This is a genomic window from Luteococcus japonicus (genome assembly GCF_003752415.1).
GTDB lineage: Bacteria > Actinomycetota > Actinomycetes > Propionibacteriales > Propionibacteriaceae > Luteococcus > Luteococcus japonicus.
This window is the reverse complement of sequence record NZ_RKHG01000001.1, coordinates 3,439,669-3,452,849: the sequence shown is the minus strand read 5'-3', so window position 1 is coordinate 3,452,849 and position 13,181 is coordinate 3,439,669. Positions and strand designations below refer to the sequence as shown.

15 protein-coding genes and 5 pseudogenes are annotated in these 13,181 nt (G+C 67.6%); 9 read left to right on the top strand and 11 right to left on the bottom strand.

From position 1 onward, the window contains the following. A partial coding sequence (locus tag EDD41_RS17270) for a hypothetical protein (protein ID WP_211336687.1) occupies positions 1-196 on the bottom strand: 196 nt, incomplete at its 3' end. A gap of 219 nt (positions 197-415) precedes the next feature. On the opposite strand from EDD41_RS17270, the pseudogene EDD41_RS16450 reads away from it, so the two are divergent. From EDD41_RS16450 to EDD41_RS16435, 6 genes and pseudogenes are all read left to right on the top strand, one after another. Beyond that, positions 416-565 (top strand): annotated as a pseudogene (locus EDD41_RS16450) (cold-shock protein); the annotation flags it as partial. Between the two features lie 129 nt (positions 566-694). Then, positions 695-1,255, top strand: a complete 561-nt coding sequence (ligD, locus tag EDD41_RS17265; RefSeq protein WP_211336686.1) for a non-homologous end-joining DNA ligase LigD — start codon at positions 695-697, stop codon at positions 1,253-1,255. Positions 1,256-1,434: 179 nt separating this feature from the next. Then, positions 1,435-1,656, top strand: a pseudogene (gene ligD, locus EDD41_RS17260) (non-homologous end-joining DNA ligase LigD); the annotation flags it as partial. A gap of 55 nt (positions 1,657-1,711) precedes the next feature. Further along, positions 1,712-2,440, top strand: a complete 729-nt coding sequence (locus EDD41_RS16440) for a PP2C family protein-serine/threonine phosphatase (RefSeq protein WP_123576716.1) — start codon at positions 1,712-1,714, stop codon at positions 2,438-2,440. Further along, on the top strand, positions 2,437-2,571 hold the full coding sequence (locus EDD41_RS17915) for a hypothetical protein (protein ID WP_281273175.1): 135 nt from the start codon (positions 2,437-2,439) through the stop codon (positions 2,569-2,571). The genes EDD41_RS16440 and EDD41_RS17915 overlap by 4 nt, the downstream gene beginning before the upstream one ends. Positions 2,572-2,580: 9 nt before the next feature. Beyond that, entirely contained in the window at positions 2,581-2,805 is a 225-nt protein-coding gene (locus EDD41_RS16435) for a DUF3107 domain-containing protein (RefSeq protein WP_094764965.1), read from the top strand. Position 2,806: 1 nt separating this feature from the next. Here EDD41_RS16435 and EDD41_RS17000 read toward each other — a convergent pair whose 3' ends face one another. Continuing rightward, positions 2,807-3,490, bottom strand: coding sequence for a ferritin-like fold-containing protein (locus EDD41_RS17000; RefSeq protein WP_170165163.1), 684 nt, complete (start codon positions 3,488-3,490; stop codon positions 2,807-2,809). A 267-nt stretch (positions 3,491-3,757) separates the two neighbouring features. Here EDD41_RS17000 and EDD41_RS16425 point away from each other — a divergent pair. Together EDD41_RS16425 and EDD41_RS16420 are read left to right on the top strand one after the other, a co-directional pair. After that, a pseudogene (locus EDD41_RS16425) lies at positions 3,758-5,452 on the top strand (DEAD/DEAH box helicase). Between the two features lie 143 nt (positions 5,453-5,595). Then, positions 5,596-6,126, top strand: a complete 531-nt coding sequence (locus EDD41_RS16420) for a helix-turn-helix domain-containing protein (RefSeq protein ID WP_123574575.1) — start codon at positions 5,596-5,598, stop codon at positions 6,124-6,126. 50 nt (positions 6,127-6,176) lie between these two features. Here EDD41_RS16420 and EDD41_RS16415 read toward each other — a convergent pair whose 3' ends face one another. The 4 genes from EDD41_RS16415 to EDD41_RS16405 form a co-directional block, all read right to left on the bottom strand. Next, a complete protein-coding gene (locus EDD41_RS16415; RefSeq protein WP_245995468.1) occupies positions 6,177-6,503 on the bottom strand; it encodes an aldehyde dehydrogenase family protein in 327 nt (108 codons plus the stop codon). A 53-nt stretch (positions 6,504-6,556) separates the two neighbouring features. Then, positions 6,557-7,210 (bottom strand): GntR family transcriptional regulator, encoded by a 654-nt coding sequence (locus EDD41_RS16410; protein WP_123574573.1) that lies wholly within the window; start codon positions 7,208-7,210, stop codon positions 6,557-6,559. A gap of 153 nt (positions 7,211-7,363) precedes the next feature. After that, positions 7,364-7,591, bottom strand: a complete 228-nt coding sequence (locus tag EDD41_RS17255; RefSeq protein WP_211336532.1) for a hypothetical protein — start codon at positions 7,589-7,591, stop codon at positions 7,364-7,366. Further along, positions 7,572-8,414 carry an MFS transporter gene (locus EDD41_RS16405; protein WP_211336531.1) on the bottom strand — a complete coding sequence of 281 codons (843 nt, stop codon included), beginning with the start codon at positions 8,412-8,414 and terminating at the stop codon, positions 7,572-7,574. The genes EDD41_RS17255 and EDD41_RS16405 overlap by 20 nt, the downstream gene beginning before the upstream one ends. A gap of 156 nt (positions 8,415-8,570) precedes the next feature. On the opposite strand from EDD41_RS16405, the gene EDD41_RS17250 reads away from it, so the two are divergent. Further along, positions 8,571-10,034 carry an NAD-dependent succinate-semialdehyde dehydrogenase gene (locus EDD41_RS17250; RefSeq protein ID WP_211336530.1) on the top strand — a complete coding sequence of 488 codons (1,464 nt, stop codon included), beginning with the start codon at positions 8,571-8,573 and terminating at the stop codon, positions 10,032-10,034. 60 nt (positions 10,035-10,094) lie between these two features. On the opposite strand, the pseudogene EDD41_RS18015 reads toward EDD41_RS17250, so the two are convergent. The 5 genes and pseudogenes from EDD41_RS18015 to EDD41_RS16390 all read right to left on the bottom strand — a co-directional run. Continuing rightward, a pseudogene (locus tag EDD41_RS18015) lies at positions 10,095-10,175 on the bottom strand (hypothetical protein); the annotation flags it as partial. Positions 10,176-10,243: 68 nt separating this feature from the next. Further along, a pseudogene (locus tag EDD41_RS18010) lies at positions 10,244-10,696 on the bottom strand (FAD-dependent monooxygenase); the annotation flags it as partial. Further along, positions 10,696-10,908, bottom strand: a complete 213-nt coding sequence (locus tag EDD41_RS18005) for an FAD-dependent monooxygenase (RefSeq protein ID WP_342769244.1) — start codon at positions 10,906-10,908, stop codon at positions 10,696-10,698. The pseudogene EDD41_RS18010 and the gene EDD41_RS18005, both read right to left, overlap by 1 nt. A 91-nt stretch (positions 10,909-10,999) precedes the next feature. Continuing rightward, positions 11,000-12,118: a tryptophan--tRNA ligase gene (gene trpS / locus EDD41_RS16395; RefSeq protein ID WP_094765017.1), complete on the bottom strand. Its 1,119-nt coding sequence runs from the start codon at positions 12,116-12,118 to the stop codon at positions 11,000-11,002. Positions 12,119-12,317: 199 nt separating this feature from the next. Further along, positions 12,318-13,169, bottom strand: coding sequence for a PHP domain-containing protein (locus EDD41_RS16390; protein ID WP_123577214.1), 852 nt, complete (start codon positions 13,167-13,169; stop codon positions 12,318-12,320). Between the last annotated feature and the right edge of the window lie 12 nt (positions 13,170-13,181).

Below are 13,181 nucleotides of genomic sequence, written 5' to 3'. Positions count from 1 at the left end.
TGGTCGCTGGCGCGAGCCGCGACCGACTCAACCAGGGTCGTCGTCTTGCCGGTGCCGGGTCCGCCGGCCACCAGCAACGCGTTCCCTGGCCGGGCGTGCCGCGGTGCGTGACCACGCGAAGCTGGGCCTCGTCGAGCTCGACGGGGCGCTCCTTCGGGCGCAGTGCCGGGGTGAGGGTGAAGCGTCGCTCTGCCACGTCGACCATGCAACCAGATGGCACTGACAAAACCTGCGGAGCACCACGAAGCCAATCCATCCAACACACTTTGGGAGGGTTTTGCATGAGCCGCGTCTGTGACAGGGTGGTCTTCACGAGGCCGTGAGGTGCGGTTGCTCGCAAGCAAAATGCAATTAGGAAGTTGGTCATGGCAACGGAACCGTCAAGTGGTTCAATGCCGAAAAGGGTTTTGGCTTCATCGGCCGTCGATGGCGGCAACGAGGACGTTCTTCGTCCACTACAGCGCCATCGAGAGCTCGGGCTTCCGTTCGCTCGATGAGGGCCAGGCAGTCGAGTTCGACGTCGTCCAGGGCCGAGGGCCAGCAAGCGGATCACGTCCGCGCGATTGACACACATGCCAGGCGATTGACAACACATGCCAGAGGGTCAAGGATGACCCTGCCACAGTGCCCCGGGAGGTGACTCCCGGGGCCACTTTGGCGTCACCGACTCTTCTGCTGGCATCATGGGCGCCCCATGTCCATGCCCGAGGCCAACAGCGTCACCACCCAAGTGGAGGGGCGTCCACTGGGCCTGACGAACCTGGACAAGCCGCTGTTCGCCACGGGCTTCACCAAGGCCGAGGTGATCGACTACTACGTGCGGATTGCTCCTGTCATGCTTGCCCATCTCGAGGGCCGCTGCATCACCCGCAGGCGCTTTCCCGAGGGGGCCGACGGCGACTCCTTCTACGAGAAGAACCTGCCCGGGGCCACGCCGGAGTGGGTGGTGCGCCAGCGGGTCGATGCCTCGTCGGTCCCCATCGACTACCCGCTGGCCGACTCCCCGGCCACCCTGGTCTGGCTGGCCAACCTGGCGGCCCTGGAACTGCACACCCCCCAGTGGCGGATCGACACCCTGACCGGTGCCTGTGCCAGTGCCGACGCTCCGATCAGCCTGGAAGCTCCTGACCTGGTCCGTAGCGACCGCCTGGTGGTGGACCTGGATCCGGGCCCGGGGATCACGATGGCCGGCTCGTGCCGGGCCGCCATGCTGGTGGCCACCGAACTCGCCGGGCTCGGCCTGATCCATTCGTGAAGACCTCCGGCAACAAGGGGCTGCAGGTCTTCGCCCCCATCGAGCCCACGGCTGGCAGCTGGTCGTCGAGCAGGCGCGCGCCTTCGCCCAGCGCCTGGCCTCCCAGTACCCGGAGATCTTCGTGGCCGTGATGGCCAAGGAACGACGCGCCGAGCGCATCTTCGTCGGACTACCTTCAGAACCAGGCAGCACGCAACACCATCGCGCCCTACTCGTTGCGGGCGAGGCCCTTCGAATCGGTCTCCACGCCACTGTCCTGGGACGAGGTCGCCGCGGTCGGCGAGCGCGACACGCTCAGCTTCACCGCGGGTCAGGTCCTGCAGCGCGTCGAAGAGCACGGTGACCTCTGGCACGAGTTGCTGGATCCGGCATGCGCCGCTCCCCTTCCCACGCTCGGTTGACAGGCCCGGGCCCCCGACTGGCACAATCACCCCCGCTCATGGTGGACTTCCTTCCATGACTGACCAGGATCGGGGGTCCGAGACGGCGTCCGGGCTGTCCCATGTGGCCGTCGGCGAGACGGCGCGTGACCACTACACCTTGGCGCCGCTGCCCTGGCTGGCCGGCTGCAGCGACGTCGGCCGCCGGCACGAGACCAATCAGGATGCCCTGGCGCTGGGCGGCCGAGAGACCACCCAGGGCCGGTTGGCCGTTCTGGTGATCAGCGATGGCGTGTCCACCTCGCTGGGCTCCGAGGAGTCGGCGGCCATCGCCGCGGAAGTGGCCAGCTCCACCCTGATCGCCATGCTGCGCACGATGCCCGATGCCTCCGCCGAGCAGGTGCAGGCCACACTGACAGATGCCTTCATCGCCGCCAATGACGCAGTGCTCGCCAGCACCGGCCCCGGCCCGACACCCGGCTCCTGCACCCTGATTTGCGCAGTCCTGAACGAGGGCCGGGTGAGCGTCGGCAATGTCGGCGACTGCCGCGCCTACTGGATCGGCGACGACGCCTCCTGCCACATCCTCAGTGTCGACGACTCCCTGGCGCAGGCCAGGATCGATCTGGGGATGAGCCGGGAGGACGCCGAGCGCAGCTTCCAGGCCCACGCCATCACCCGCTGGCTGGGCCCCGACAGCCAGGACGTGACCCCAGGGTCGCGGCGCTGGACGTGCCCGGCCCGGGGTGGCTGCTGGTCTGCAGCGACGGGCTGTGGAACTACCGCTCCGCCCCGGAGGACATGACCAGCCTCGTGCACCGCATCGTCGACGAGTGCGAGCACGACGCGGCCGAGAGCGCCGCCATGCTGGTGGCCTGGGCCAATGAGCAGGGCGGCCGGGACAACATCACCGTCGCCCTCTTGCGCGTCGGGTAGGTTGGGGCCGTGGAAATCAAGATTGGTGTCAACAACGTCCCGCGCGAGATCAACATCGACACTGAGGCCTCGGCCGACGAGGTCGAACAGTCCCTGCGCTCCGCTCTGGCCGAGGGTGGTGTCCTGCGACTGACCGATGCCAAGGGTCGCCGTGTCCTCGTGCCCTCACAGCAGATTGGCTACGTGGACCTGGGTCAGGAGCACAGCCGGCCCGTGGGCTTCGGCGCGGCCTGAATCAGGCGAGCCCCAGCGACTCCATCCGAGTGGCGTGGGCGGCGGCCAACCGTGACATCAGGTGACTGATTGCGGCCAGGTCGTCGCCCCCGTCCTGTCCCAGTCCGGTGAGCAAGCCCGTGAGGTCCGCGCGGGCTGCCGCGACGCGCTGCGCCTGGCTGAGCGCCTCCCCCAGCATCCGGCGGCCGAAGAGCGCCAGCCGACCCTGCTGCTCTGGATCCTCCTGGAGTGCCCTGGCCAGCATCTGGCCCGGCTCGGAGGCCAGTTCCCCGTCGTCGATGGAGCCGGTGAGGATCTCACGCAGGCCCGCGTCCAGGTGCCCAGAGATCTCGTCGGCGAAGTCCTGCACGAGCCCTCCGATGATGCACAGCTTCACCAGGACCTCACCCCAGGTGCGTGGCTCGGTGTGCTGGTTGAAGGAGTCGATCGGTGCGACGAAGGCTTCCATCGCTGCCTTGAGAGTGCTGCCCCGACGGGCCAGCTCGGTCTCCAACCGCCCCAGGTGGGTGAAGCGCTGCGCCGCGATGCGCGCCAGCACCAGCTTGTCGTCGATGCTGGTGGCGGCCGCAGAGGCCTGCGCGGTGCGCTCGAAGGCCGCGAGCGAGCCATACGCCACCAGCCCCAGCAGCTCGATCTGGGAGGTGGGTTCCACGGGGCGTCCAGCGCCGGAGGTGTTCTTGCTCACGGCAGCAAGCGTAGTGCGCCGCGGCACCTCTTCCCGGCGTGGAAGCGGGTGTGTTGCCCCCGATGACGGGCCGTGGCAAGGCCGGATCCGGACGCCGGGACCGCCAAGAGGGTAGCCTTGAGGGGTCGCACGTTCCCGTGCGACCGCAGGTCGAGCCCCGCGCCTGGTGCCCGGACCCCTCTGGGCACCGCCGGATGTGGCCACCTGCAGAAGTTCTGGCCGGTCTGACGATCGGCGACGAGAGAGTCTTGGACCGTGACAGAGAACATGAACGTGGACGCCGAGCGCGTCGATGGCCTGGTGGGCGACAACGTAACCACCCCCGAACCGGATGTGCAGACCAGCTGGGATGATCTGGGCGTCGTCCCGGAGATCCAGCAGGCGCTGGAGACCCAGGGAATCACCCATCCTTTCCCCATCCAGACGCTGGCCATCCCGATCGCGGTGATGGGCACCGACCTGATGGGCCAGGCCCGCACCGGAACCGGCAAGACGCTGGCCTTCGGCATCTCCATCCTGCAGCGCACCATCCTGGAGGGCGACGAGGGCTACGAGGACCTGGAGATGCCCCGGGCAAGCCGCAGGCCCTGGTGATGTGCCCCACCCGTGAGCTGGCGCTGCAGGTCTCCAAGGACCTGCAGGTGGCCTCCACCATCCGAAAGGCCCGCGTCCTGACCGTCTACGGCGGCGTCGGCTACGACGCCCAGGTGGATGCCCTCACCGAGGGTGTCGACGTGGTCGTCGGCACTCCGGGCCGTCTGAAGGACCTCGCCGAGCGCGGCACCCTGGACCTGTCCTGGCTGCGCATGCTGGTGCTGGACGAGGCCGACGAGATGCTGGACCTGGGCTTCCTGCCCGACGTCGAGCGCCTGATCGCCATGGCCCCGACCGACCGTCAGATGCTGATGTTCTCCGCCACCATGCCGAGCGCCATCATCGGGCTGGCCCGTGCCCACATGCACCAGCCGATCAATGTCCGCGCAGAGGGCCACGATGCCCAGGCGACCGTGCCGGACACCACCCAGTTCGTCTACCAGGCCCACAACCTGGACAAGCCGGAGATCATCGCCCGCGTCCTGCAGGCCAGTGACGTGGACAAGGTGATGGTCTTCTGCAAGACCAAGCGTGCCGCGCAGCGGCTGTCCGACGAGCTCGAGGATCGCGGCTTCAACGCGGCCAGCATCCACGGCGACCTGAACCAGGCCATGCGGGAGAAGGCCCTCAAGCGCTTCCGCGCCGGTGAGGTCAAGGTGCTGGTGGCCACCGACGTCGCCGCCCGCGGCATCGACGTGACGGGTGTCAGCCACGTGATCAACCACGAGTGCCCGGAGGATGCCAAGACCTATGTGCACCGGATCGGCCGCACCGGCCGCGCCGGGCACAAGGGCATTGCCATCACCCTGGTCGACTGGGCGGACATCGTGCGCTGGAAGACGATCAACAAGGCCCTGGAGCTGAGCTTCGACGACCCGGTGGAGACCTACTCCACCTCCGCACACCTGTACACGGATCTGGACATCCCGGAGGGCACCAAGGGCAAGCTCGCAGGTGCCCAGCCCAAGGACCGCCCCAAGCGCGACGACGACCGTCGTGGCGGTGGCCGCGGTGGACGGGACGCAGGCCGTGGCCGAGGCAGGGAGAAGTCCAGCGAGGACGAAGGCGTCGAGCATTCCCGCGAGCCCCGCAAGGACCGTCCGCAGCGCAGCCGTCGCCGCCTGAAGAATGGTGAGCCGGTGGCCGAGGGCAGCGAGCAGACCGCTTCTGCCCCCGCCGAGGCCCCGAAGTCAGAGGAACAGGGCGAGCACAAGCCGCGCCGCCGCCGCCGCAACCGCGGCAAGGGATCGACCGCGCCGGAGAGCACGCCCGAGGCCTGAGCCACGAAGGAGGCGCGATGGTGGACGGACAGGCGCTGCACCTGACCGCCTTCCGCGCTGCCGTCGACGCCTCCTTCGTGCCGCTTGAGGTCACCAGCCCCAGCCCGGACGACTTCCGCGGCAAGCTCGCCTCACGCACCGTGGCCGGGGTTCCTTCTCCACGGTGCGCGCCACGGCGCAGACCGTGCGCCGCACTCCCGTTTCGGCATCCCCTACGGACTGCTGGAGCAGATGACCGTCGTGCGGTTGGGAGGCGATGCCGGGCTGGGGCGGATCGTCTCGCCCTTCCTCAGCCAGCTCGTCGCGGGCCTCGACGACCTGTCCGGCCCCGCGGGCACCCGGCTGGTGCACAATACCGTCGACCTGCTGCAGACCCTGCTGACCAATGAGCTCGACGTGACCAGGACGGCCGCCTCACCCCACTGGGCCCTGCTTCAGCAGATTCGCGACCACATCGACGAGCATCTGGGCAGTCCCGGCCTGTCCCCCAGCTCGATCGCCACCGCGAACTTCATCTCCACCCGGCGCCTGCACAATGTCTTCCTCGAACAGGGCATGACCGTCTCCGCCTATGTGCGCTCCCGCCGCCTGGAGCGCTGCCACCAGGACCTCGTCGACCCCGCGCAGCGGTACACACCGGTGGCCGTGATCGGCGCCCGCTCGGGATTCACCGACGCCGCCCACTTCTCCCTCACCTTCAAGGCCGCCCACACGGAATCACCCGCAGCAGCCCTGCGACGACGTGGCCGGGGCGACGGGTGAGTCCCTCGACAGGCCCGGGGAGCGTGTGAGGGTCGGGGAGCGTGTGAAGGTCAGTGGCTGACCACCTTGGGCAGACCCATCTCCTTGAGGCCCTCGACGCCGAACTCCAGCCCGAAGCCGGACTGCTTCACGCCGCCGAAGGGAACCCGCGGATCGATGGCACCGTGCTTGTTGATCCACGTGGTGCCGGCCACCAGGCGGTCGGCGACCTGCAGGGCACGCTCCGGGTCGCTGCTCCACACCGACGATCCCAGGCCCACCTCGGAGTCATTGGCCCACTCGATGGCCTGCTCCAGATCGGTGTAGGGCACGATCGGCAGCGCGGGCCCGAACTGCTCCTTCTGGACCAGGGCGTTGTCGTTGTCGATGTTGGCCACCAGCGGGCGCACCCTTGGCTCGGCCCACGCTGGCGGGCCCATGCCACCGGAGATCAGGACCTGGAGCCCTCCGAGTCCAGGAACTGCCGCAGGGTGCCCAGCTTGTGGCGTCGTGCCAGCTCCTCGATCATGGCTTGCGGCGCCTGACCACCGATCAGTTCGAGCAGCTGGTCGTGCTCCTCCACCGATGTCCGGGAGCGATCCGGGACATGGCTGAAGGTGGAGCTGCGGATCTGCGCCATCCGCTCCCATTCACGTCCCAACAGGTCCAGCAGGTGGTGGTTGGGGCAGACGCTGCACAGCACGACGTGGAATTCGTGGTTCAGTGAGGTGAACTGCACGGGATCGAAGCCGCTGGAACGAAGCTCGCGCATCCGTTCGTTGATCTCCCGGGCGCGCTCCAGGGTCTGCTCGTCCATCACCTGTGCGGCCAGCGCGGTGGCCAGGCCCTCCAGCTGGGCCAGCACCTGCATGGTCTCGGTGTAGTCGGCCGCATTGACGCCGACGACCTCGGCGCCGATGTTCAGGGTGTAGCGGACCAGGCCTTCGGCCTCCAGACGTCGCAGCGCCTCACGCACGGGCACGGGGCTGACCTGGTAGTGCTCGGCCAGCCGGGCCAGCACGAGGCGATGCCCCGCGGAGAAGTCGGCGTGCATGATCCGTTCGCGCAGGTCACGGTAGACCAGCTCGGACTTCGACTCCCCCACGGGGCACCTCCAGGTTTGACCATCTGCTGTGGACGAGGATAACGGCGCCGCACGCTCAGAGCTGCGGCATGTCCGGCGCGTCCTTGTCCAGGCGCAGGCCGGTTCGGTCCTTGGTGGTGAAGATGGCCAGCAGGGCGAGCAGTGTCACGCCGATCAGGTAGTAGGCCACGGGACGGGTGCTGTGGTACTTGGTGACTTGTCGGACAGCACGCCACCCATCCAGGTGAAGAAACCCCAGCTGACGGCCGACAGGGTCACGACGTTGAGGACCTCCTGCTTGGGCATGCCCAGCACCTGTGTGGTGTAGGCGATGATGAAGCCACCCACCAGCATGTAGCCCGCGGCATTGTTGCCGATGAAGTCACCGGCGCTCTGCAGCACCTCCTTGGAGCTGTGCTTGAAGACCTGGCCGAGCGGCATATTCACCTCTTCGGGGGTGCTCGGTGAGCTCCTGGAAGACGGGAGACTCGGTGGCGCCCATTCGGATCCACATGCCGATGCCGATCAGCACGACCGAGAAGAGGAAGGGCACGCGCCAGCCCCAGGCCTGGAACTGCTGCTCGGTGAGCAGCACCGAGAGCATCGCCAGGAAGCCGGTGGACATCAGCATGCCGACGGGACCACCGATCTGGGGGAAGGCGCCGAACCGGCCGCGCTTTTCGGACGGTGTGTGCTCGACGGCCATCAGGGCAGCACCGCCCCACTCGCCGGCGGCGCTGAAGCCCTGCACGATGCGCAGCACGATCAGCAGGATCGGGGCCCAGATGCCGATCGCATTGGCGGTGGGCAGCAGGCCGATCAGTGTTGTGGCGCCGCCCATCAGCATCAGGGTGAGCACGAGCATCGCCTTGCGGCCGAGACGGTCCCCGTAGTGCCCCGCAACCGCCGCACCGAACGGGCGGAAGAGGAAGGAGATGCCCACGGTGGCAAAACTCAGGATGAGCTGCATGCTCTCTGGCACGGCCTTGAAGAAATGCGGGCCGAAGATCAGCGCCGCGGCATTGGCGTAGATGAAGTAGTCGAGCAGCTCGAAGCCCTCGGGGCGCTCCACCTCGGCGCTGGCGGCAAGGGAGCTGGTGGGCTTCATGAAGTAGCACGCCTCGCTGGGTGTCCGGCCTCGCTCGTCGCAGCGCAAACGGTAGTTGAGGTGGACGGCGATGATCTTGCCGACCGGATGCCCGGTCTGACTCTCGACGCCGTTCAACAGGGTGTCTCCCTATGACGTGTCCGCGACCCTGCGGACGTGCGAGCAATGGGGCCTTGCCTCGTGCCATGGATCGCATACGATTTCGTATACTAATGCAACGGTCTATCGTGAAAGCGAACGCGTAGATCCAAATCCCCCGGAGGTGTCCCAACGATGTCGACCACCACCCACCCGAGCCTTCCCGAAGACCTTGAGACCGGACTGTTCATCAACGGCTCGTGGCGCCCCGGGAGTCGGGGCACCCTGGCCGTCGAGAACCCTGCAACGGGTGAGGTGCTCTGCGAGATTGCCGATGCCAACGTCGAGGATGGCAAGGCCGCGATGGACGCCGCCTGCGACGCTTCCCGGACCTGGGCCGCCACGCCCGCGCGCGAGCGTTCCGAGATCCTGCGCCGCGCCTTCGACCTGGTGATCGAGCGCACCGATGACTTCGCCCGGTTGATGACCCTGGAGATGGGCAAGCCGCTGGCAGAGGCCCGCGGCGAGGTGACCTATGGCGCCGAATTCCTGCGCTGGTTCAGCGAGGAGGCGGTGCGGATCCACGGCCGCTACGGCATCTCCCCCGAGGGCACGGCCCGCCACCTGGTGGCCAAGCGCCCCGTCGGCCCCTGCCTGCTGATCACCCCGTGGAACTTCCCGCTGGCCATGGCCACCCGCAAGGTGGGCCCGGCACTGGCCGCCGGCTGCACCGTGGTGCTGCGCCCCGCCTCCCTGACCCCACTCACCTCACTGTTGTTCGCCAAGGTGCTCGCCGACGCCGGACTGCCCGCGGGCGTGGTCAACGTCATCACCAGTGAGAAGCACGACGTCACCGACGCGATCCTGGCCGACGAGCGGCTGCGCAAGCTGTCCTTCACTGGGTCCACCGGCGTGGGCAAGCAGCTCCTGGAGCAAGCGGCCGACGGCGTGCTGCGTACCTCGATGGAACTGGGCGGCAATGCCCCCTTCCTGGTCTTCGAGGATGCAGACCTGGACGCCGCCGTCGAGGGCGCGACGGCCGCCAAGCTGCGCAACATGGGGGAGGCCTGCACCGCGGCCAACCGCTTCATCGTGCACGAGTCGGTGGCCGAGGACTTCTCCCGTCGTCTGGCGGATCGCTTCGCGACACTGAGCGTGGGCGACGGCATGTCCGAGAGCACCGACATTGGCCCTGTCATCACTGGCAAGGCCCGCGACGAGATCCTCGACCTGGTGGGCAAGGCGGTGGAGCAGGGCGCCACTGTGCTGACCGGCGGCAAGGCCGTCGAGGGCCCGGGCAATTTCCTCTCCCCCACCGTGCTCACCGGCGTCAGTCACGACGCCGACATCCTGGGGCAGGAGATCTTCGGCCCCGTTGCCCCCATCACCACCTTCACCACAGAGGAGGAGGCCCTGGAGCTGGCCAACCGGGCGGCGGTCGGTCTGGCGGGCTACGTCTTCACCCGCGACACCTCCCGCATCCTGCGGATGGCCGAGCTTCTGGAGGTGGGCATGATCGGCGCCAATGTGGGCGTGATGAGCAATGCCGCGGCGCCTTTCGGTGGGGTCAAGCAGGCAGGCCTGGGCCGCGAGGGTTCGCACGAGGGACTGGAGGAATTCCTGGAGACCATCTACGTGGCACTTCCCAACCCCCTCTGAGAGCTGGTCCGGCAGCTCCACCTCGTTGGCGTCGCTCAACCGCATCACGGGTGAGGACTTGAGCCGCTTGCCAATCGTCCACCCCGCGGCGAGATCCTGGTGCTCGTCGGTGCCGATGATCCGCGACGGCTTGTAAACCACTCCCGGTCGAAGTCGATCAGGTCCTGGGCGATCTCCTGCCGCTCGGAGGTGTAGGTGGTCAGCAGGCTCTCGTCGGACAGGCCGCGTAGCACCTGGGCCAGCTTCGAGGCCAGGTTGAAGCCGTCCTGCATGGAGACGTTCATCCCCTGGCCGGCTTTGGCGGAGTGGTGTGGCAGGCGTCGCCGGCGATGAAGACGTGCGGCATCCGCTGCCCGGCCTCCTCGACGGGGATGTCGTCGAAGCGATCTGTGACGCGATGCCCATCTCGTAGACGCTCCACCGGCAGACCTCCAACACATCGAAGGAGTACGGCGCGAAGATCGCATTGCCGCGACGGATGATCTCCTCGACAGGCGTCTTGCGGATGTTCCCGTTGTCGTCCTCGGGCACCTGACCCAGGTCGACGTAGACCCGCACCAGGAAGCCGCCCTCGCGCGGATGTGCAGGATGGAGCCCTGGTTGGACTGGATGATCCACGTGGTGTTCCAGTCCGGGAAGTCGGTATTGGCCAGTATGGCCATCACCCCCAGGCATGCTTGCTGGCGCCACCGGTGTGCTGCGCGCCGATGGCTTTGCGCACCTTGGAGTGCGCACCGTCGCCACCGACCACGTACCGGGCGCGGATGGTGCGCTCGACGCCCATGCTGCGCGCGAAGCCGAAGACCTGGAAGGTCTCGACGCTGCGGGCCTGGATCGGCAGGCCAGCGGCCGGGACATCCCGACGGTCATCCACGTCCCGATGCCGCTGCAGCCTGACGTCACGCCGTGGCGCTACCTTGCTCCGCAGTCGCGGCAGGAGAACCGCTCGCAGGAGTGAGCGCAGCTCAGTACTTCATCTCCATCGCGGAGCGGACCTCGTCGAGGGTCTGCTCCGCGATCGCGTTCGCCTTGTCATTGCCCGCGCGCAGCACCTCGCGCAGGTGGTCCGGATTGGCCGCCAGTTCGGCGCGACGGGCACGGATGGACGCAAAGTGCTCGTTGATGGCCTCGGTGACCAGCTTCTTCAGGCCGCCACCGCCGGAATCGCCCAGCTCGTCGGCGATCTGCACCGGGTCCCCGCCGGTGGCCAGTGCCGCGAGCAGCACCAGGTTGCTGACCTCGGGACGGTTGACCGGGTCATAGCTGATGTGACGCTCCGAGTCCGTCTTGGCGCGCTTGATCAGCTTGGCCGTCTCGTCGGCGGTCATCCCGATCTCAATGGTGTTGCCCTTGGACTTGCTCATCTTGGTGCCGTCGAGGCCCAGGATGGCGGGGGCTGGGCTCATCAGGGCGTCGGCCTGCGGAAAGACGGGGGTCTTGGCGTCAACTCGCCCGTAGCGCTCGTCGAAGCGACGGGCGATGACGCGGGTGATCTCGATGTGGGGCAGTTGGTCCTTGCCGACGGGGACAAGGTTCGCCTTGCAGAACAGGATGTCCGCGGCCTGGTGCACCGGGAAGGTCAGCATCAGGCCACTCATCGGACGGTTCGGGTTGTTGGCCATCTCGTCCTTGACCGTCGGGTTGCGGTGCAGTTCGGGCACCGTGACCAGGCTCAGGAAGGGCAGCAGCAGCTGGTTCAGGGCCGTGACCGACGAGTGGGTGAAGATGGTGGAGCGCTCGGGGTCGATGCCGCAGGCCAGGTAGTCGGCCATGCCGTTGAGCACATTCTCCTGCAGGCTTCCCACGCCGTCGCGGTCGTAGATGACCTGGTAGTCGGCGACGACGAGCATCGTCTCCACCCCCAGGTTCTGCAGGCGCACGCGGTTGCTCAACGAGCCGAAGTAGTGGCCGATGTGCAGCTTTCCGGTCGGTCGGTCACCGGTGAGGATGCGGTACCTGCCGGGATTGCTGGCAATGTCCGCCTCGATCTGGCGGCTGCGCTCCAGGGAGTGCTTCAGCGACGCGTCGCTGATCTCTTCGCTGATCTGCTCCTCGACGACCTCGGCCGTGGTGTTCTCGCTCATCATTTCCTCTCGATTCGCGTCGCCGGGAACCCGACGGACCGCACGTCGTCAAGACGCACACAAGGGCCGCCGAATCTCGGCGACCCTTGGGTGGTGTCACATGATCTTGTGGATGATCACTGCTTCCGTTGGCCGCCGAGGGGCGGCCACCAGCATGTCGTGGTCATCATGGGGCCAGCCTAACAGGCCTGCTGCGCGCTCAGACGATGCCGCCGCGCAGGCGGATGCGACGCAGCATCTCGCGGTAGGCGGTGTCCCGGGTGTTCTCGCCGCCCAGCGGGTTGTTGCGCTTGCCGAGACCGTGGTAGTCCGAGCTGCCGGTGCGGATCAGTCCGAGGCGGCCGCCCAGGGCGAAGAGCAGCTCACGCGCACGCTCGTCGTGGTCGGGGTGGTTGACCTCGATGCCGTCCAGACCCTTCTCGGTGGTCAGACGCTCGATCACCTCGGCGGTCAGCACGGACTCATTGCCGCGACCCCACGGGTGGGCAAGGATCGCGATGCCCTTGGCGGCGTGGATCAGGTCGATGGCAGCGGACAGCTCGCAGGCATAGCGCGGCACGTAGCCGGGCTTGTCCTCACGCAGCCACTTGTCGAATGCCTCGTCGCGGTGCCCGACGTAGCCCTTGGCCACCAGCGCGTCCGCGACGTGCGGACGGCCGATCGAGGGCGATGCGCCGGCGGCGGCGATGATGTCGTCCACGCCCAGCGGCATGTCCAGTTCGGTCATCCGCTCCGCGAAGGCCTTCAGGCGCCCCGTGCGGGCCACCCGGATCTTGGCGAGTTCCTGCACCAGCGGACGATGGAAGGGGTCGCAGCCGTAGCCGAGCAGGTGCACCGAGTGTCCGTCGAGCTGGGTGGACATCTCGATACCGCACATGACCTTCACGCCGATGCGCTTGCCGGCCTCGATGGCCTCGGGAATTCCGTCGAAGGTGTCGTGGTCCGTGAGTGCAATCACGTCCAACCCCACCTCCATCGCCTTGAGGACCAGGCGGGTGGGCGTGTCGGTGCCGTCGGAGACTACCGAATGGGTGTGGAGATCGATCCGCATGGTCATATCATG

What these genes read in the sequence shown, in the direction of transcription:
- EDD41_RS17915 (WP_281273175.1), top strand. Translation starts at nt 2,437, where the DNA reads ATGACCAGCCTCGTGCACCGCATCGTCGACGAGTGCGAGCACGACGCG.
- EDD41_RS17250 (WP_211336530.1), top strand. Translation starts at nt 8,571, where the DNA reads ATGTCGACCACCACCCACCCGAGCCTTCCCGAAGACCTTGAGACCGGA.
- trpS (WP_094765017.1), bottom strand. Translation starts at nt 12,118, where the DNA reads ATGAGCGAGAACACCACGGCCGAGGTCGTCGAGGAGCAGATCAGCGAA.
- EDD41_RS16440 (WP_123576716.1), top strand. Translation starts at nt 1,712, where the DNA reads ATGACTGACCAGGATCGGGGGTCCGAGACGGCGTCCGGGCTGTCCCAT.
- EDD41_RS16420 (WP_123574575.1), top strand. Translation starts at nt 5,596, where the DNA reads ATGACCGTCGTGCGGTTGGGAGGCGATGCCGGGCTGGGGCGGATCGTC.
- ligD (WP_211336686.1), top strand. Translation starts at nt 695, where the DNA reads ATGTCCATGCCCGAGGCCAACAGCGTCACCACCCAAGTGGAGGGGCGT.
- EDD41_RS16390 (WP_123577214.1), bottom strand. Translation starts at nt 13,169, where the DNA reads ATGCGGATCGATCTCCACACCCATTCGGTAGTCTCCGACGGCACCGAC.